14 protein-coding genes are annotated in these 17,900 nt (G+C 70.9%); 8 read left to right on the forward strand and 6 right to left on the reverse strand.

Annotated elements, in window-relative coordinates; translation table 11 throughout:
• The first annotated feature begins 182 nt into the window (after window positions 1-182).
• From OG285_RS08370 to OG285_RS08380, 3 genes are all read left to right on the forward strand, one after another.
• The gene (locus tag OG285_RS08370) at window positions 183-764 is read left to right on the forward strand and encodes a hypothetical protein (protein WP_371790625.1); all 582 of its coding nucleotides are present in this window, start codon (window positions 183-185) and stop codon (window positions 762-764) included.
• Between the two features lie 154 nt (window positions 765-918).
• A complete protein-coding gene (locus tag OG285_RS08375) occupies window positions 919-2,109 on the forward strand; it encodes a phosphatidylserine/phosphatidylglycerophosphate/cardiolipin synthase family protein (protein ID WP_371790626.1) in 1,191 nt (396 codons plus the stop codon).
• A 66-nt stretch (window positions 2,110-2,175) separates the two neighbouring features.
• Window positions 2,176-2,592, forward strand: coding sequence for an STAS domain-containing protein (locus OG285_RS08380; protein ID WP_371790627.1), 417 nt, complete (start codon window positions 2,176-2,178; stop codon window positions 2,590-2,592).
• Window positions 2,593-2,688: 96 nt separating this feature from the next.
• On the opposite strand, the gene xdhC is transcribed toward OG285_RS08380, so the two are convergent.
• The 4 genes from xdhC to OG285_RS08400 form a co-directional block, all read right to left on the reverse strand.
• A complete protein-coding gene (gene xdhC / locus OG285_RS08385; RefSeq protein WP_356836870.1) occupies window positions 2,689-3,498 on the reverse strand; it encodes a xanthine dehydrogenase accessory protein XdhC in 810 nt (269 codons plus the stop codon).
• A 1-nt stretch (window position 3,499) separates the two neighbouring features.
• A complete protein-coding gene (gene xdhB / locus OG285_RS08390; protein WP_371790628.1) occupies window positions 3,500-5,965 on the reverse strand; it encodes a xanthine dehydrogenase molybdopterin binding subunit in 2,466 nt (821 codons plus the stop codon).
• Complete coding sequence (locus OG285_RS08395; protein ID WP_371790629.1) at window positions 5,962-7,443, reverse strand: xanthine dehydrogenase small subunit; 1,482 nt, start codon at window positions 7,441-7,443, stop codon at window positions 5,962-5,964. The genes xdhB and OG285_RS08395 overlap by 4 nt, the downstream gene beginning before the upstream one ends.
• A 544-nt stretch (window positions 7,444-7,987) precedes the next feature.
• Window positions 7,988-9,436 (reverse strand): MFS transporter, encoded by a 1,449-nt coding sequence (locus OG285_RS08400; protein WP_371790630.1) that lies wholly within the window; start codon window positions 9,434-9,436, stop codon window positions 7,988-7,990.
• Between the two features lie 407 nt (window positions 9,437-9,843).
• Here OG285_RS08400 and OG285_RS08405 point away from each other — a divergent pair, with 407 nt between their 5' ends.
• Together OG285_RS08405 and OG285_RS08410 are read left to right on the forward strand one after the other, a co-directional pair.
• Window positions 9,844-10,590: a GntR family transcriptional regulator gene (locus tag OG285_RS08405; protein WP_371790631.1), complete on the forward strand. Its 747-nt coding sequence runs from the start codon at window positions 9,844-9,846 to the stop codon at window positions 10,588-10,590.
• An 86-nt stretch (window positions 10,591-10,676) separates the two neighbouring features.
• Window positions 10,677-11,864, forward strand: coding sequence for an adenosine deaminase (locus OG285_RS08410; RefSeq protein ID WP_371790632.1), 1,188 nt, complete (start codon window positions 10,677-10,679; stop codon window positions 11,862-11,864).
• Between the two features lie 54 nt (window positions 11,865-11,918).
• Here OG285_RS08410 and OG285_RS08415 read toward each other — a convergent pair whose 3' ends face one another.
• Complete coding sequence (locus OG285_RS08415; protein ID WP_356826932.1) at window positions 11,919-13,085, reverse strand: PP2C family protein-serine/threonine phosphatase; 1,167 nt, start codon at window positions 13,083-13,085, stop codon at window positions 11,919-11,921.
• Between the two features lie 306 nt (window positions 13,086-13,391).
• Between OG285_RS08415 and OG285_RS08420 the strand changes: the two genes are divergently transcribed.
• From OG285_RS08420 to OG285_RS08430, 3 genes are read left to right on the forward strand one after another with little or no spacing between them, the layout of a single operon-like run.
• Complete coding sequence (locus OG285_RS08420; RefSeq protein WP_356826933.1) at window positions 13,392-14,729, forward strand: globin domain-containing protein; 1,338 nt, start codon at window positions 13,392-13,394, stop codon at window positions 14,727-14,729.
• Window positions 14,726-15,484 (forward strand): pyridoxamine 5'-phosphate oxidase family protein, encoded by a 759-nt coding sequence (locus OG285_RS08425; RefSeq protein WP_371790633.1) that lies wholly within the window; start codon window positions 14,726-14,728, stop codon window positions 15,482-15,484. Before OG285_RS08420 ends, OG285_RS08425 begins: the two co-directional genes overlap by 4 nt.
• 28 nt (window positions 15,485-15,512) lie before the next feature.
• On the forward strand, window positions 15,513-16,031 hold the full coding sequence (locus OG285_RS08430; RefSeq protein WP_356826935.1) for a MarR family transcriptional regulator: 519 nt from the start codon (window positions 15,513-15,515) through the stop codon (window positions 16,029-16,031).
• A gap of 81 nt (window positions 16,032-16,112) precedes the next feature.
• Here the strand turns inward: OG285_RS08430 and cimA are convergent, their stop codons facing one another.
• Window positions 16,113-17,720, reverse strand: a complete 1,608-nt coding sequence (cimA, locus tag OG285_RS08435; protein ID WP_356826936.1) for a citramalate synthase — start codon at window positions 17,718-17,720, stop codon at window positions 16,113-16,115.
• Between the last annotated feature and the right edge of the window lie 180 nt (window positions 17,721-17,900).

Genomic DNA, 17,900 nt, shown 5'->3' on the forward strand with positions numbered 1-17,900 from the left:
ACACCGCGCGGAAGCCGTGCGGCATTACGCGGTTGTTACTGGCTGGATCACACCGTCGTGCGCCCCAGGCCAGTGGGGTGTCACGGCGAGGTCCCGTCATTTCGGCGCAGCGCGTTGCCCCTCCGGGAGCGGACCGCACAGGATGAGCGCGCCCCAACACACAACAGCCCCCGGGAGCCCTCATGAAGCGCTCGCACGCCCTCGCCGCCGGTGTCCTCCTGCTCGTCTCGGGCAGCGCGGCAGCAGCCCAGGCCGCCGACTCCTCGGACGCCCCTGCCAGGACCGCTGGGCACACCGTCTCCGCGGCTCGGTGGTGCGAGCAGCAGGGCGGCCACGCCGTCACGCGTGTCCCCTACTACGCCACGGCCGGCGGCACGCTCAGTCCGCTGGGCGGAGAGCGCGAGATGTGTGTTTTCACGGACACGAAGAAGAAGACGAAGATCATGATCTCCGCCGACTCGCTTGCCTCGAAGACGCCGACTCTTGCCGCCCTCGCCTACGTGCGCAAGCCTGCGGGCCCTTCCGGCCCGGGCAATCCCTCGGTCGCCTACTGCCAGGGCATCAACGGCACCGCCATGTTCGGGAACAGGCCCACCGACTCGGGCGGTTGGGGCCCCGAGGGAGCGACCAGCACCGATCAGATCATGGGTACCTGCATGTTCGCGGACGGGTCCGTGATCGACGCATGGGGTCTCAAGTACCACCAGGGCGGCGTGATCCGGGGCGCGGACCTGACGGAGAAGTTCCGCGCCGACATTCCCTGACCAGCCTGCATTCCCCGACCGGCAGGACGGCCGCGATCCCGTGGGCGTTCCGGCGCAGGACATGAGTACGGAATCCTCCGCCGGACGCAGAGCGCCTACGCTCCTCATCGTCGTCGCGCACCACGGTGCGGCGACGAGGAGGAGGCAGGCACCCGTGCAGCAGGAGACAGTGGCACCGCAGGCAGACGCCCAGGGGCGCAAGCAGCGGCTGCGAAGACGGCTGGAGCGGCTGATCGGGATCGCCGCCACCGAGGGCAATGAACTCGTACCACTGCGCAACGGGGACGAGATCTTCCCCGCCATGCTGGACGCCGTCCGTGCCGCAGAGCACACCATCGACCTGATGACCTTCGTGTACTGGCGCGGGCAGATAGCCCACGACTTCGCGACGGCTCTGGCGGACCGCGCACGGGCCGGTGTCCGGGTGCGGCTCCTGCTCGACGGCTTCGGCGCCAAGGAGATCGAGCAGGATCTGCTCGACACCATGGACGCCGCCGGAGTGCAGGTCGCGTGGTTCCGCAAGCCCGCCAGGCTCTCGCCCCTCAAGCAGAACCACCGCTGCCACCGCAAGGCGCTCGTCGTGGACGAGCACACGGCCTTCACCGGCGGCGTGGGCATCGCGGAGGAGTGGTGCGGCGACGCCCGGGACTCGACCGAGTGGCGCGACACCCACGTTCGGCTGCGCGGGCCCGCCGTCGACGGGATCGCCGCCGCTTTCGCCCAGAACTGGGCGGAGTGCCACGACGAACTGTTCGACGACCGCGACCGCTTCACGGAACACGCCCAGCCCGGCGAGGCCACCGTCCAGGTGGTCCGCGGTTCGGCCAGCTTCGGGTGGCAGGACCTCCAGACCCTGATCCGCGTGATGCTGACCTCCGCCGAGGAGCGCTTCCGGCTGGCCACCGCCTATTTCGCGCCGGACACGTACTTCATCGAGCTGCTGTGTGCCACGGCGCGGCGCGGGGTGCGGGTGGAGATCCTCCTGCCGGGTCCGCACACCGACCAGCGCGCCTGCCGGCTCGCGGGGCGGCACCACTACGCCGCCCTGCTGGCCGCCGGTGTCGAGATCCGCGAGTACCAGCCCACCATGCTGCACACCAAGATCATCACGGTGGACCATGTCGCGTCGCTCATCGGGTCGACCAACTTCAACCGGCGGTCCCTCGAACACGACGAAGAGGTCATGCTCGCGGTCCTGGACGAGACGTTCACCGCGGCGCTCGACGCCGACTTCGACGCCGACCTCAAGCGCAGCGAGGCGATCGACCCCGCCCGCTGGAGCCGTCGCGCACTGACCGAGCGGCTGCGGGAGACGGCTGTCATCCCGATCAGACGCTTCCTGTGAGACGCGGCCGGGCCCGGAGGCCGGACGACTCTCGCCAAGACGGGACGATCATGCGATCATTGCCGAATGACAACTGTTAGCGTGCCTCCGGGCCAGGGCGGCGAGCGGGGCGGTGTGTCCTGCTTCGAGGAGGGCGCCGTCACCGTGGTCGTACCGGTCGGAGACATCGACATCGACGCAGCACCGCCGGTCCGGGAAGCTGTCTCGGGCGCCTTCGACGCCCGGCGGCCGGTCGTTCTGGACCTGTCCCGGGTCACGTTCGCCGACTCCAGCGCGCTGAACATGCTGCTCTGGGCCAACACCAACGGGGCGTTCTACCTGGCGGGCCCGGTGCACCAGCAGGTACAGCGCCTGTTCGACGTCACCGGGGTGGAAGGGATCTTCACCACCGCCCCCAGCCGCACCGAGGCCCTGCTGCTCGCGGCGGAGTCCGCCGCTCAGGAACAGCCCGCGGCACCCGTGGACGAGAAGACCGAGGCCTGAGGCCTCCCGTTACGGAAGGCCCCGGACCCCGGTCTGTACGTCTCGGGTCAAGCAGGGGCCCGCCCGGAGCGGGCCCCTGCCGATCCGGTCGGAGAGTCAGCTCCCCTCGGTTTCGAGGGTGCGCAGCACATCGGCCGCGACGCTCACGGCGATGGTCGCGGGTTCCTTGCCGCCGATGTCGGCCAGCCCGATGGGGGTCTTGATCCGGTCGATGGTGGCCGCGTCATGACCGCCCTCGGTGGCAAGGCGCTTGCGGAACCGCCCCCACTTGGCCGCCGACCCGATCAACCCGATGGAACCGAGATGGGTCGTGCGCAGGGCGGCGTCGCACAGAGCGGCGTCCTCGGCATGATCATGGGTCATGATCAGGACGTGGGTGCCTTCCGGCAGCTTCTCCAGCACCTCCTCGGGCAGCAGCGGCGTGTGATGCACGTGCACCTGCGCCACCGCGTCCGCGAGCACGCCCAGCCGCCGCTCGGTGAGGATGTCGGCGCGGCTGTCGACCAGATGGAGGTCGAGGTCCTGGCGTGCCAGGATGCGCACCAGTTCCAGCCCTACGTGCCCGACCCCGAAGACCGCCACCGACCGTACGGCCGGCAGCGGTTCGAGCAGCACCGAGACCGTGCCGCCGCAGCACTGCACACCGTGCTGGTTGGTCACCTTGTCGTTCAGGGTGAAATCAAGCAGCTCCGGCTCCGGCTTGGCCACGGCGATCATCTCCCGGGACCGATCGATCACGACGGCTTCGACATTGCCGCCACCGATCGAGCCCCATGTCTCGGTCTGCCCCACAACGAGTTTCGCGCCGGCGTCCCGCGGGGCATGACCGCGCACGGTCGTGATGGTCGCCAGCACGCCGGGCTCCCGGCGCGCTCGCAACCGTGCGACCGCGGTGACCCATGTCATGTCAGGCCCCGCTCAGGGCTTCTGCGACAGTCCGGGTCGTGCCGTTCGCGGCCTGCCCGTTGGCGGCGATCCCGTCAGCGGTGGACCCGTTACGGGTGTGGTCGTTCCGGGTGTGGTCGTTCTCCCCGGAGGCATCGCTCCGGCGAGCCGCCTGGATCGCCCAGTACATCGCCTCGGGCGTCGCGGGCGAGGCCAGGTCGACGCTGATCCCGTCCGGCCCGAACGCGGCGGCGGCCTGCCGCAGCGCTTCCCGCACGGAGAAGGCCAGCATCAGCGGGGGCTCACCCACCGCCTTGGACCCGAACACCGCCCCCTCCTCGGTCGCGTTCTCCATGAGCGTGATGTTGAACTCCTCGGGCATCTCCGAGAAGCTCGGCAGCTTGTAGGTGCTCGCTGCCTGGGTCAGCAGCCGGCCCCGGTTCGGCCCGTCGCCGGTGTCCCAGCGCAGGTCCTCAAGCGTCAGCCAGCCCGCACCCTGTACGAAACCACCCTCGACCTGACCGATGTCGATCATCGGGGACAGGCTGTCGCCGACATCGTGGACGATGTCCACCCGCCGGACGCGGTACGCACCGGTGAAGCCGTCGACCTCCACCTCCGTCGCGGCGGCACCGTGGGCGAAGTACTTGAACGGCGAGCCCTTGAAGCCCTTCGCGTCCCAGTGCAGTCCCTCGGTCCGGTAGAAACCGGACGCCGACAGCTGGACCCGCTGGAAGTACGCGGTGTGCACCAGGTCGTCCCAGGCCAGCTCCTGGTCGCTGCCGAGGGCCCGCGCGACGCCCTCGACGATGCGCACGTCCGAGGCGTTCGCACCCAGCCGGGAGGCCGCCACCTGCAGGAGCCGCCCGCGCAGCTGCTCACAGGCGTTCTTCACCGCCCCGCCGTTGAGGTCCGCACCGGAACTGGCAGCGGTGGCAGAGGTGTTGGGCACCTTGTCGGTACGCGTCGGGGCCAGCCGGACCTTGTGCAGCGGGATCCCGAGCGTGGTCGCGGCCACCTGCAGCATCTTGGTGTGCAGGCCCTGGCCCATCTCGGTACCGCCGTGGTTGATCAGGACCGAGCCGTCCTTGTAGATCAGCACCAGCGCGCCGCCCTGGTTGAAGGCGGTGAGGTTGAACGAGATGCCGAACTTGATGCCGGTGATCGCGAGCGCCCGCTTGGTGTGCGGGTGCGCGGCGTTGAACGCGGCGATCTCGCGCTTGCGATCGGCGACACCGGCGTTCTCCTGGACCTGCTGCCAGACGCTGGAGATCCGTTCGGCCTGCGTGATCGGCTGTCCGTACGGTGTCGTCTGGCCCTGGCCCGGCTGGTAGAAGTTGCGCTCCCGCAGCTCCATCGGATCCAGGCCGAGCAGCGGCGCGCAGCGGCCCAGGATGTCCTCGATCACCAGCATGCCCTGCGGCCCCCCGAAGCCGCGGAACGCGGTGTTGGAGACCGTGTTGGTCTTGGCGATGCGACCGGCGACGCGGGCGTTGGGAATCCAGTAGGTGTTGTCGATGTGACACAGCGCACGGGCCAGCACCGGCTCGGACAGGTCCAGGCTCCAGCCGCCGTCCGCGGTCAGAGTGGCGTCCAGGGCCTGGATGCGGCCGTCCGCGTCGAAGCCGATCCGCCACTCGGCGTGGAACCCGTGCCGCTTGCCGGACATGGTCAGGTCCTGCGTCCGGTTGAGCCGGAACCGGACCGGCCGGCCGGTCAGCTTGGCGCCGAGCGCGGCGACGGCCGCGAACCCGTGCGGCTGCATCTCCTTGCCGCCGAAGCCGCCGCCCATCCGCAGGCACTGCACCGTCACCTCGTGGCTGGGCAGGCCGAGTACGTGCGCGACGATTTCCTGGGTCTCCGAGGGGTGCTGGGTGCTGCTCTGGATGAACACCTGCCCGTTCTCGTCGATCTGGGCCAGCGCCGCATGCGTCTCCAGATAGAAGTGCTCCTGGCCGGCGAACTGGAACTCGCCGGTGAACACGTGCGCGGCTCCGGCGAAGCCCGCGTCGGTGTCCCCGGTCAGCATCACGGGCTGGGCGCCGTGATAGCTGCCGGCCGCGATCGCGTCCCGCAGCGTGATCAGGGAGGGCTGTTCGTCGATGTCCACCTCGACGGCCGCCGCGCCGAGCCGGGCCGCCTCCAGGGTTTCGGCGAGCACCCAGGCGACCGCGTGACCGTGGAACTTGACCTCGTCGGGAAACAGCGGCTCGTCGTGCTTCATGCCCGCGTCGTTGACGCCCGGCACGTCGGCACCGGTCAGGACGCGCACCACGCCGGGCACGGCGAGCGCGGGCTCGGTGCGGAGCGCGGTGATCCGGCCGTGCGCCTTCATGACCTGGACCGGGTACGCGTGCAGGACGTCCTTGGTGCGCTGGACCAGGTCATCGGTGTAGAGAGCGGTACCGGTGACGTGCAGGAACGCGCTCTCGTGCGGCATCGAAACACCGACGACAGGCTTTTCGGGAATCTCGGACAGATGGCTCATGACGGCACCGCCTCAGTGGTTTGCGCGTACAGCTTCAGCAGGCTCTGGCCGAGCATCGCGGAGCGGTAGTCGGCGCTGGCGCGATGGTCGTTCATCGGGGTGCCCTCGGCCCGCAGTACGGGGGCCGCGGCCTCGACGGTCTCCGCCGTCCACGGCTTGCCCTCCAGGGCCGCTTCGGTGGCCAGGGAGCGGATCGGGGTGGCGGCCACGCCGCCCAGGCCGATGCGTGCCGTGCGGACGATCCCTCCCTCGATGTCCAGCGCGAAGGCGACGGCCACGCTGGAGATGTCGTCGAAACGCCGCTTGGCGATCTTGTGGAAGGCCACGACCGGCGCCAGCGGCAGCGGGATGCGCACCGCACGGATCAGTTCGCCGGGACGGCGCACACTCTGCCGGTAGCCGGTGAAGTAGTCCGCCAGCGGGACCACGCGCTCCCCGTCGGCGTCGGCGAGCACCACCGAGGCGTCCAGCGCGAGCAGCACGGGCGGGCTGTCACCGATGGGCGATCCGGTACCCAGATTGCCGCCGAGGGTTGCTCCGTTACGGATGAGCCGGGAGGCGAACTGCGGGAACAGCTCCGCCAGCAGCGGGACGCTGCCGTCGAGGCGGCGTTCGATCTCGGTGAGCGTCAGCGCCGCCCCGATCTCGATGTGGTCCGACGCGACCCGCAGCTCCCGCATCTCGGACAGCCGGTCGACGGCGACCACGCAGTCCGCCCTGCGGGAACGGATGTTCACCTCGACGCCCCAGTCCGTGGATCCGGCGACCACCACCGCGTCGGGCCGCTCGCGCAGCAGTTGCAGCGTCTCGGCGAGGGTGTTCCTCCGCAGGAACACGCTGTCGCCCTGGGTGTATTCGGTGGCGACCGGTGCGGGCGGGGACTGCTCGCGACGCCGGGCCAGCGGGTCCTCGTCGGCGGGCGTACCGACCGCGAACGCGGCATCGCGGATCGGGCGGTATCCCGTACAGCGGCACAGGTTGCCGCTCAGCGCGTGCAGATCGAACCCGTTCGGACCGTGCTCGGCGTCGACGGTTTCGGCCGTGCCCGCCGCGGGCGCCGGTTCCGCGTGCGCGCAGCGGTTGGGGCGGTAGTACTCGGCGGCCATGCTGCAGATGAAGCCCGGTGTGCAGTAACCGCACTGGGAGCCGCCACGGACCGCCATCTCCTCCTGCACGGGGTGCAGGCCGGGCGGAGTTCCGGGTTCGCCGGGGGTGGCGAGGCCTTCGGAGGTGATGACCTCCTGGCCGTCCAGCGCCGCGGCCGGGACCAGGCAGGCGTTGACCGCCACCCAGTCGGTGGGCTTGTTCACGCCGGGGCGGGCCACCAGGACCGAACAGGCGCCGCACTCACCCTCGGCGCAGCCCTCCTTGGTGCCGGTGAGGCCGCGCTCGCGCAGAAAATCCAGCACCGTGGTCTGGGGTGCGGCCGGTGCGATCGGAGTTTCCGTCCCGTTCACCGTGATCCGGGCCGCTACCATGACGGGCCGTCATTTCGCGGCTGGGCAGGTCGGTTCATCATGTTCGCCAATTTCAGGCAGCTTTCTGTGTTCAGACGCGCCGCGTAAGAGGGGCGGGCGCACATCGGCACGCGACAGCGCTGTGCCGGGAAGTGTGGTGTGGGGACATCAGAGATGTGCCGCGATCGGGCACATCAGAACGGCGTGCTCAGCAGCCGTGCGCGACCTGACCCGGAATCCAGACCGTAAGGCGGGCGAGGCGAGCCAGATCAGAGCAGGTGTACATCTGCTGGTCGCCTCCTTCGGTGGTTACAGGTCTACTTCCATCGCAAGCTAGTGGTTGAATCCACTGAGGTCAAGAGAAGTTGATCTTGACCCCTTGTATGACCGACCAGATTCTACGTGAGGTGGAAACCGCCCCGGAGAGCGCAGGTCAGCCACCTGGCATGACGACGATCCGGCGATCTCCCGGTGATCGGCGAAGAGCTGAGTCACATGTGGTCCTGCCCGCGCGCCATGAACCAGGAACCGGACACGGCCCCCCAGGAGACCGCAGCCGCCCCGCTCACCCGTGCAGGGCGGGCACCGCCGCCCGGGGTCCGTCCGCCTCCGCCGCCCCCTTCGGTACGGCCTTGATCGCCAGCGTCGTCACCATCGCCACGGCGAGCAGTCCGCAGGAGGCCCACAGGGCGGGCGCGTAGAGGTCCGCGCCCTGTGCGCCGCCGCTTCCGGCGACCGTGATCAGGGCGGAGGCGAGCGCCGTCCCGAGGGAGGCGCCGATGCCGAAGCAGGCTCCGTTCAGACCGGGCAGCGCACCCTTCTGCTCCTCCGGGGACGAGAGGACGGCCAGGCCGTTGAGCGCGGTGACGCTCAGGCCGTTGTACGTGATGCCGAGCACCGCGAGCGCGACCGCGAAGGTCCACTGGTGGGTCATGAACGGCACCGCGACGGCGAAGGCGATCAGCGAGCCGGCCGAGCCGAGGACCACGCTGCGGCGCCAGCCGATCCGCGGGCCGACTATGCCCGCGAGGGGAGCGCCGATCACGCCGATGGCCTGGGCCGGGGTGGCGAACAGCAGTGCCGCGTGCGTGGCGCTCATTCCGTAACCGGCGTGCGGGTCCTGGGTGAACAGGGGCACGGTGAGGGTGAGCGCCCCGAAGGCACCGGCCAGGGTCAGCACGGTCGTGGCCAGCAGCGGCCAGGCGCGGCGCGAGACGAGCAGCTTCGTGTCGATGACGGCGTCCCGGGTACCCCGGCCGGCCAGGGCGAACATGACCAGGAAGGCGAGGCCGCCCAGCACGCAGCCCGCGGTGGGCACGGACAGCCAGCCCCAGGACTCGCCCTGCGCCAGGCCGATCAGTACGCCCGTCAGCCCGAGGGCGAGGAAGGACGTGCCGCGCCAGTCCATTTGGCCCGTCGCGGTCGGCGGTGTGGCGGGGACGGTCCGGTACACGGCGAGGGTGCCGGCCACCGACACGACGAGACCGGCCAGGAAGATGCCCCGGAAGCCGACGGTGTCGGCCAGGCGGCCGCCGAACACCGCGTCCACCCCCGCGAATCCGCCGTTGACGGCGGTGATGATGCCCGCGGCGCGGCCGAAGCCCTTGGGCGAGAGGGTGTCGTTCAGAGTCAGGAACGCCAGGGTGAACAGGGCGGCGGAGAAGCCCTGGAGGACGCGCCCCGCGAGGAACACCCCGATGTCGGGGGCCGCGGCGCAGGCGATGTCGCCCGCGATGACCAGGAAGCAGCCCAGCAGCATCATCGGCTTGCGGCCCCGGTAGTCGCTGAGCCGGGCCAGGGTGACCTGCCCGACCGCCGCGAACAGGAAGAACAGGGTCTGCGAGAGCCCGACGAGCCCGCTGGTGGTGTGCAGTCGGCGCATGACGTCGGGGAGGGCCGGGCTGAGCATGGTGGCGTTGAGCTGGTAACCGAGCACGGCCAGCGCCAGCGCCAGCAGCATGCCGGGACGGCTGTCCGACCGTGGCGTGTCCGGGCTGTCGGCACACGTCGACATGGCGACTCCTAGGAGGGAAGGGCGGGGCGGGGAGTACGGAGCGGCCCTGGGGACCGCCGACGGACGGCGAGAGCGATGACGGGGGGGCAGGTCGGCCCGGGTGTCCGCCGCTGCCGGCCGGTGTCGCCGATGTGTGCGGCGGTGCGGCAGCCGGCGCTCCCGGGGCGGCGGCGCCGCCGCGCCCGGAACGCTTTTCACGCACGTCCGCTTACTTGTCAGACAAGGCGTGATGGAGGTCTGGTCTACCTCCGCACGCGAAGAGCTGTCAAGCGTCACCGGCGGGCCCGACCCCGCCGGGCCCGCCTCCCCCACCGGGCGACAACACCGCAGCCCGCAGCCGTACTGCGTAGGCTGAGCGGCCCGGCGGCGGCAGCCGGGACAGCCCGATGACACCCCAGGAGATGGCTATGGCTGACAGACAACAGCAGCGGCGCCCGGTCGTCGTCCTGTACGAGCGGATCGTGGAAGCGGTGCATCAGGGCGTCTACCCGCCCGGCTCCCAACTGCCGACCGAGCCCCGGCTCGCCGCCGACCTGGGGGTCAGCCGGCCCGCGCTGCGCGAGGCGTTGATCCTGCTCCAGGAGGACGGGGTCATCACGGTGCGGCGCGGGGTGGGCCGCACCGTGAACCACCACCCGCCGCAGCGCGGCTTCGAGACTCTCAAGCCGATGGAGGACCTGCTCGGCGCGGGTGCGGCGGTCCGTACCGTACGGCTGGCACAGACCCTGGAGGAGCCGACCGACTTCTCCGCACAGCACCTGCTGCTCCCCGCCCGCGGCGAGGTCCGCTTCTGGGAGAGCATGATCGAGGTCAACTCCCTGCCGTCCTGTCTCGCCCACGAGTGGGCGGCCACCGACGAGACGCTCACGGGTCTCGGCCTCAGGCCGGCGCAGGCGCTCGACACCGCGCCGGGCGCACCCTCGACCATGCTCCGGCTGCTGCTGGAGGCGGGGCGGGGTATGGCCCTGAAGGGCTCGTCGACCATGGTCGCCACGATGCTCGGCAGCCGTCGCGGCGCGCAGTTCGACCGGCCCGCGGACACTCCGGCCGTCCTGGTGACGCAGGTGATCCAGGCCGGGCGGACGCCTGTCCTGGCGGCCAAGTACATGCTGCCGACGGGGGCTCCGGCGCTGCCGGTCTGGCAGTCGCGCTGACCGCGGGCCCGGTACGGCGGGTCCGGGCCCACCCCCGGGGCGGCCCACGTTCGCCTTCCGTCGTGCCGGGACTACACTCCCCTCCCATGCACTTGTCAGACAACACCTCCCCCAGCATCGCGCGCACCGTCAGCACCGCCGGACTCGGCCAGGAGCAGATACGCCAGGCGCCGAAGGTTCTGCTGCACGACCACCTGGACGGCGGCCTGCGCCCGGCCACCATCGTCGAACTCGCCCGTGACGCCGGCTATGCGGGGCTGCCGACGGCCGGGGCCGCGCAGCTCGGCGGATGGTTCCGCGATGCCGCCGACTCCGGCTCCCTGGAGCGGTACCTGGAGACCTTCGCGCACACCTGCGCCGTCCTGCAGACCCGCGAGGCGCTGTACCGCGTCGCCGCCGAGGCCGCCGAGGACCTGGCCGCCGACGGTGTCGTCTACGCCGAGATCCGCTACGCGCCCGAGCAGCACCTGGAGGGCGGGCTGAGCCTGGAGCAGGTCGTCGAGGCCGTCAACGACGGCTTCCGCGAGGGGGAGCGCCGGGCCGCGGCGAGCGGTCACGCCATCCGGGTCGGCACACTGCTGACCGCCATGCGGCACGCCGAGCGCTCCCGGGAGATCGCCGAACTGACCCTTGCCTACCGTGACTCCGGCGTCGTCGGCTTCGACATCGCCGGTGCCGAGACAGGCAACCCGCCGGAGCGGCACGTGGACGCCTTCGACCACCTCAGGGCCTCAGGCGCGCACATCACGATCCACGCCGGTGAGGTCGTCGGTCTGCCCTCCATCCAGGGGGCGGTGCAGCGCTGCGGGGCCCACCGCATCGGGCACGGAGTCCGGATCACCGACGACATCACCGTCGCCGCCGACGGCTCGGTCACGCTCGGCCGGCTGGCCACCTACGTACGGGACCACCGCATCGCGCTGGAGGTCTGCCCGACCTCCAACCTCCAGACGGGCGCGGCCTCCTCGTACGCCGGACACCCCGTCGACCTGCTGCGGCGGCTGAAGTTCCGCGTCTGCGTCAACACGGACAACCGGCTGGTCAGCGGCACCACGATGACGCAGGAGTTCCAGCACCTGGCCGACACCTTCGGCTACGGCCTGGACGAGATGGAGTGGTTCACCGTGAACGCGATGAAGTCCGCCTTCATCCCCTTCGACGAACGCCTCGCGCTGATCGACCAGACGATCCGTCCCGGCTACGCCCAGCTGCGCAACCGGGGCCTCAGCCACCTCCCGGCCGCCTGGCCGGCGCCGGCCGGCGCCCCCGCGTAACGGGGCACGGGCGGAGGGCGCGGCCGCGCCCTCCGCTGCCACGGCCGCCCCGGGTCAGCCGCGTCCCGCCCAGTCGACGCAGACGACCAGAGCGTCATCGGCGAGCGGTGCGTCGTTGCGGTAGGCGGCCAGTTCGCGCAGCACGGCGCGCGGAACCTGCGGCGGGGGCAGGAAGCGGGTGGAGCTCATCGAGCGGGCCAGGGCCTTCTCCCCGTACACCTCACCGGTCGCCGACCGGGTGTCGTACACGCCGTCGCTCCCGAACAGCAGACGGTCGCCGTCCAGCACCTGGAAGTGCTCGCTGGTGTACTGGGTGTCCTCGAACATGCCGAGCGGCATCTGGGCCTCGAAACGGACCTGATCGACCGTGCGGCCGCGCATCCGCCACAGCCGGGGCGAACCCGCGTCCACGACCTCCACATCGCCCGTCGCCAGGTCGAAACGCATCAGGAGCACGGCGACATGGGCCTCGCCCCGGTACTGCGCGTAGAGGGCCTGGTCGGCCAGGTACGCCTGGTCCGCCAGGCCGATGCCCGCGCGCCGCGCGTTGCGCAGGGCGTTGGTCGCGAGGCTGGTGAGGAGCGCCGCGTCGATCCCGTTTCCCATGCCGTTGGTCACGGTCAGTGTCAGGGTGTCGGCGGAGACCGTCCAGTCGTAGTTGTCGCCGAAGATGGCGTACGCGGGCTCCAGATGGGCGCCGAGTGAGAATTCGGGGCGGTCCAGCGAGCGCCCGGGGAGCAGCTGCCACTGGATCTCGGCGGCCAGCGTCAGCCGGGCGGCCCGGCGGGCCAGGGTATACAGATCGGTATCGCGTTCCGCGACGAGGATCTCGTGTCCGAGGGCTTCGCAGATGTGTACCAGTTCGGGGAGCACGGCCTCCTGGTACCGGTCATCGGGGATGCTCACCGACAGGGTGCCCATGCGGTCCCCGCGAATGGTGACGGGCAGATGCACGACCACCAGCCCGCTGCCCCTGACGCGCTGCACGTAGGGCTCCTGCGCACCGAACGCACGACCCTGCGGGCTGTCGTGGACGGGGACGGGATCCGATGTGAGGGGGACGGGCTCGACCACCTGCAAGGTGGTCACCGCGTAATCGGCCATGCGCAGCACGACACTCACGGCACCGCAGTGCTCACGCAGAGCTTCGGTGACGACATCGACCAGCAAGTGGGGCGCCGCCGTGCGAAGCGCCCGCTCCACAGCTGTGAAACTGTCCACAGTCGTGATGATCGCACATACGGACAACTGTCTGCCCCTTGTGGCAGACGCCCCATGGACGGGCCGCGTCCAGCATGTGGACGGCCCGCTGCCGGACACGGCTTGCGCCGCGATCAACCCCTCGCTTCAATGGCTGCCGCAAAGGAACTGGAACTGTCGCTGCTTGGATCCGCCCTGCGGTCGGCAAGCCCCGCAGGATCCACGGAGCCGAGGAGTTCGGAAACACATGAGGGACAGACCTGGTCCGACCGGAATACGCGACGAGGCCGAAGGCCCGTCCGCGTCGCGCCGCTCAACCGGCGCACGGTGAGGGACGCGCCGCACAATGGCGGCGGCACCTGGTTCCGTCGGGGCCCCGCCGCGCCCGAGCCCGTGACGCACGGTGTGCGCGCGCCCGAGCCGGCGCCCCCGCCGGGCGCGGAGTCCGCACCCCGGCCGCAGACGCCGCAGACGCCGGGGGCGCCGTCCGACGGGCAGAGCGACACGGCGCTCATCCGGGCCAGCCTCGCGGTGGTCGAGCCGCACGTCGAGGAACTCGCGGTCTACTTCTACGCGATCCTCTTCGCCCGGTATCCGGCGGTTCGCGCACTCTTCCCCGCCAACATGGACGTGCAGCGTGACCGGCTGCTCCGAGCGCTCCTGCGGATCGTCGAACTCGTCGACGACCCCGAGAGCCTGACCCGCTTCTGTTCCCATCTGGGCCGGGACCACCGCAAGTTCGGTACGCAGGCCGCCCACTACCCGGCGGTCGGCGAGTGCCTCCTCGACACGCTGGCCCGGTTCGCCGGCCCGGCCTGGACCCCGGAGATCGCCGGTGCCTGGGAACGCGCGTACGGGGCGGTCGCGGACATCATGGTGCGGGCCGCCGAGCAGGACGCCCAGCACTCCCCCGCGGTCTGGAACGCCCGGGTGATCGGGCACGTACGCCACCAGAGCGGCATCGCGGAGATCACCGTGCAGCCCGACCAGCCGTACTTCTACACCGCGGGCCAGTACCTGAGCGTCGAATCGCCGTGGTGGCCCAGGGAGTGGCGCCACTACTCCCCCGCCCACGCACCGCGTGCGGACTCGGTCCTGACCTTCCACATCCGGTCGGTTCCGGGCGGCCGGGTCAGCCAGGCCCTGGTCGACCACACGTCTGTCGGCGACTGGCTGCGGGTCGGGCCGCCCCAGGGGGACATGGCCATCGACCCCGCGTCCCGTGACGACCTGCTCTGTGTGGCGGGCGGCACCGGGCTCGCCCCCATCCGGGCCCTGATCGAGGAGGTCGCCCGGCAGGGCATCTCACACCGGCGCAGTGTCGATCTGTTCGTCGGCGCCAGGACGGCCGAGGAGCTGTACGGCCTCGACGACATGCTCCGGATGTCCCAGCGCCATCCCTGGCTCACGGTCCGAGCGGCGGTCTCCGAACAGAACATCGTGGGCCGCACCGGCTCCCTCCCCCAGGTGCTGGCCGAGTTCGGCCCCTGGCACCGGCACGAGGCGTACCTCAGCGGCCCCCAGCAGATGATCTCCGCGGCGGCCGATGTCCTGCTCCGGCGCGGTCTCGCACCGGAGAAGCTGCACTACGACCCATGGGGTGCGCCCGCACTCGCCTCGTCACTGCGCAGGGCTCGCGCCCAGGAGGAAGAGGATCAGCTGTGACCACCTATGACGGGACGTTCGGCTCTCCCGGGGAGAGGCTGCTGCAGGAGGCGCTGGGGACGGCGGACCGTGCCTCCGGCTTCTACGAGCGGCAGATGCGGCCCTGCCTCACCCCGGCCATGAGTGACTTCATCGCACGGCAGTACATGGTGTTCCTGTCCACGGCGGACGCACACGGCGAGTGCGACGCGAGTTTCCGGGCGGGGCCGCCCGGGTTCGTCACCGTTCTCGACGACCACACCCTCACCTACCCCGAGTACCGCGGCAACGGGGTGGTGGCCAGCGCGGGCAACATCACCGAGAACCCGCATCTCGGCATGCTCTTCATCGACTTCACCGAGCACCACATCGGGCTGCATGTGAACGGACGGGCCCAGGTGTACTCGGCGCACGACCACTTCGCCCTGTACCCGCACCTGCCCGTCGACAGGGCGCCCGGCAGGCAGCCGCAGATGTGGATACACCTGTCGGTCGAAGAGGCGTACATCCACTGCTCCAAGCACATACCCCACCTGGAGCCCGCGCCACGGCCCCGCGTCTCGCCGGACGAGCGGCCCAAGGACTCCGATTACTTCACGGGTGAGCAGCGGCAGGCGCAGTACCCCGCGCCCCCGTCGTATCCGGCGCCCCCCACCCGTCCCGCGGCACCCCCGGCTCCGGTGCCTGCCGCCCGGCACGCCGCCGCCAGGAACGAGAACGCGGCCGGGACTCCGGCGCGGTCGCGGCGCGAGCGCCTCCTGAAGCTTCTGCGCTGACCGCCGGCGCGCATGAAACACTGTCGCAATGGCTCTGTCCCGTAAAGCCTCGAACCCACATTCCCAGCAGGCCGCTGACGTGGCGTCCGAGGTCATCGAGCTCCTGGAAGTCCTCTGGGAGCACGGCAGGGACGCCGTCTCTCCCGCGCCCGCCTCCACCTCACAGCTGCGCGTGCTCTACACGCTGGACCGGGAGGAAGGCATCAACCAACGGTCGCTGGGCGAGGTACTGGGCGCCGCCCCGTCGTCCGTCAGCCGGCTGTGCGACCGGCTCCAGGCGCTGGGGTTCGTGGAGCGCCTGCCCAGCCCGGTGAGCCGGCGGGAGCTGGAGCTGTGGCTCACTCCGCAGGGCCAGGCCTATCTGCGGGACCTGCGGGCCCGCCGGGAGGAAGCCCTGCACGCGTCCATCGCGGCCATGCCCACCGCGACACGGAACGCCCTGGTCGAGGGCCTGACCGGTTTCCGGCACGCCCTGGAGACCACGTCACCCGTCACGGCACCGGGCCGGACCGGTACCCGGGGCCCGGCCCACGGGATGTCCGCCTGAGGGCTGTCCGGATCAGGTCCGCACGGCCCGGGACCCGGTGGAGCGGCCGGCCCGGAACCAGGCCCGGCCGGCGGGCAGTTCCTACTCCGCCGGTTCCACCCCGGCCCGCAGCAGCCCGTACGTGTACGCGTCCTCCAGCGCCTGCCAGGACGCGGCGATCACGTTCTCCGCGACGCCCACCGTCGACCACTCCGCCGCGCCGTCGCTGGTGGTGATCAGCACGCGGGTGGTCGAGTCCGTACCGTGCCTGCCCTCCAGGATGCGGACCTTGTAGTCCGTCAGCTCCAGCTTCGCGAGCTGGGGGTAGATCCGCTCCAGGCCCACCCGCAGCGCCCGGTCGAGCGCGTTGACCGGTCCGTTGCCCTCCGCCGTCGCGACGATGCGCTCGCTCTTGGCCCACAGTTTCACCGTCGCCTCGTTGGCGTGCGTGCCGTCGGGGCGGTTCTCCACGATCGCGCGCCAGGACTCGACGCGGAAGTAGCGGCGGGCCCGGCCCTCGGCCTCCTCCCGGAGCAGCAGTTCGAAGGAGGCGTCGGCGGCCTCGTAGGTGTAGCCCTGGAGCTCACGCTCCTTGACGCGGTCGACGACGCGGGCGACCAGCTCGCGGTCGCCGCCCAGGTCGATGCCGAGTTCCTTGCCCTTGAGCTCGATGGAGGCGCGGCCCGCCATGTCGGACACCAGCATCCGCATGGTGTTGCCGACCTGCTCGGGGGCGATGTGCTGGTAGAGGTCCGGGTCGACCTTGATCGCGGAGGCGTGCAGTCCCGCCTTGTGCGCGAAGGCGGAGACACCCACGTACGGCTGGTGGGTGGAGGGCGTGAGGTTGACGACCTCGGCGATGGCGTGCGAGATACGGGTCATCTCGGGCAGCGCGCCCTCGGGGACGACGGTCTTGCCGTACTTCAGCTCCAGGGCGGCGACGACCGGGAACAGGTTGGCGTTGCCGACGCGCTCCCCGTAGCCGTTCGCCGTGCACTGCACATGGGTCGCGCCCGCGTCGACCGCGGCGAGGGTGTTCGCGACGGCGCAGCCCGTGTCGTCCTGGGCGTGGATGCCGAGACGCGCGCCGGTGTCCGCGATGACCGTGGCCACGACGGCCTGGATCTGGGCGGGCAGCATCCCGCCGTTGGTGTCGCAGAGGACGACGACATCGGCGCCGGACTCGGCCGCCGCCCGTACGACGGACTTGGCGTACTCCGGATTGACCTTGTACCCGTCGAAGAAGTGCTCGCAGTCGAGGAAGACACGGCGGCCCTGCGCGCGGAGGTAGGAGACGGAGTCGCGCACCATCGCCAGGTTCTCTTCGAGCGTGGTGCGCAGCGCCAGTTCCACATGGCGGTCATGGGACTTGGCCACCAGGGTGATCACCGGGGCGCCGGAGTCCAGGAGTGCGTTGAGCTGCGGGTCGTCCTCCGCCCGGGTGTGCGGCCGGCGGGTGGCGCCGAAGGCCACCAGCTCCGCGTGCCGGAAGTCGATCTCCTGCTGCGCACGGGCGAAGAACTCCGTGTCGCGGGGGTTGGCGCCGGGCCAGCCGCCCTCGATGAATCCCACGCCGAAGTCGTCGAGGTGCCGGGCGATCGTCAGCTTGTCCGAGACGGTGAGGTTGATGCCCTCGCGCTGGGCGCCGTCGCGCAGCGTCGTGTCGAAGACATGGAAACTGTCGTCCGTGGCCTTGGCCTCTGTGGTCATGCTGCTCTGACTCCTGTCGGATGGGTGGATCCGGAATGTCTGGCTCCACTTGCCCCCATCTTCGCGTGCGCCTCGTTCCGGGCCGAGGTGGGGCCTGGAAACGAAAAAACCCCTCGCGGGTGCGAAGGGTTAGCGCGCGGGTCTGGGGCACGGTGGCCGCGCCGTACGGGGTGGTACGGG

Origin of the sequence: Streptomyces sp. NBC_01471 (genome assembly GCF_041438865.1) — a bacterium.
GTDB lineage: Bacteria > Actinomycetota > Actinomycetes > Streptomycetales > Streptomycetaceae > Streptomyces.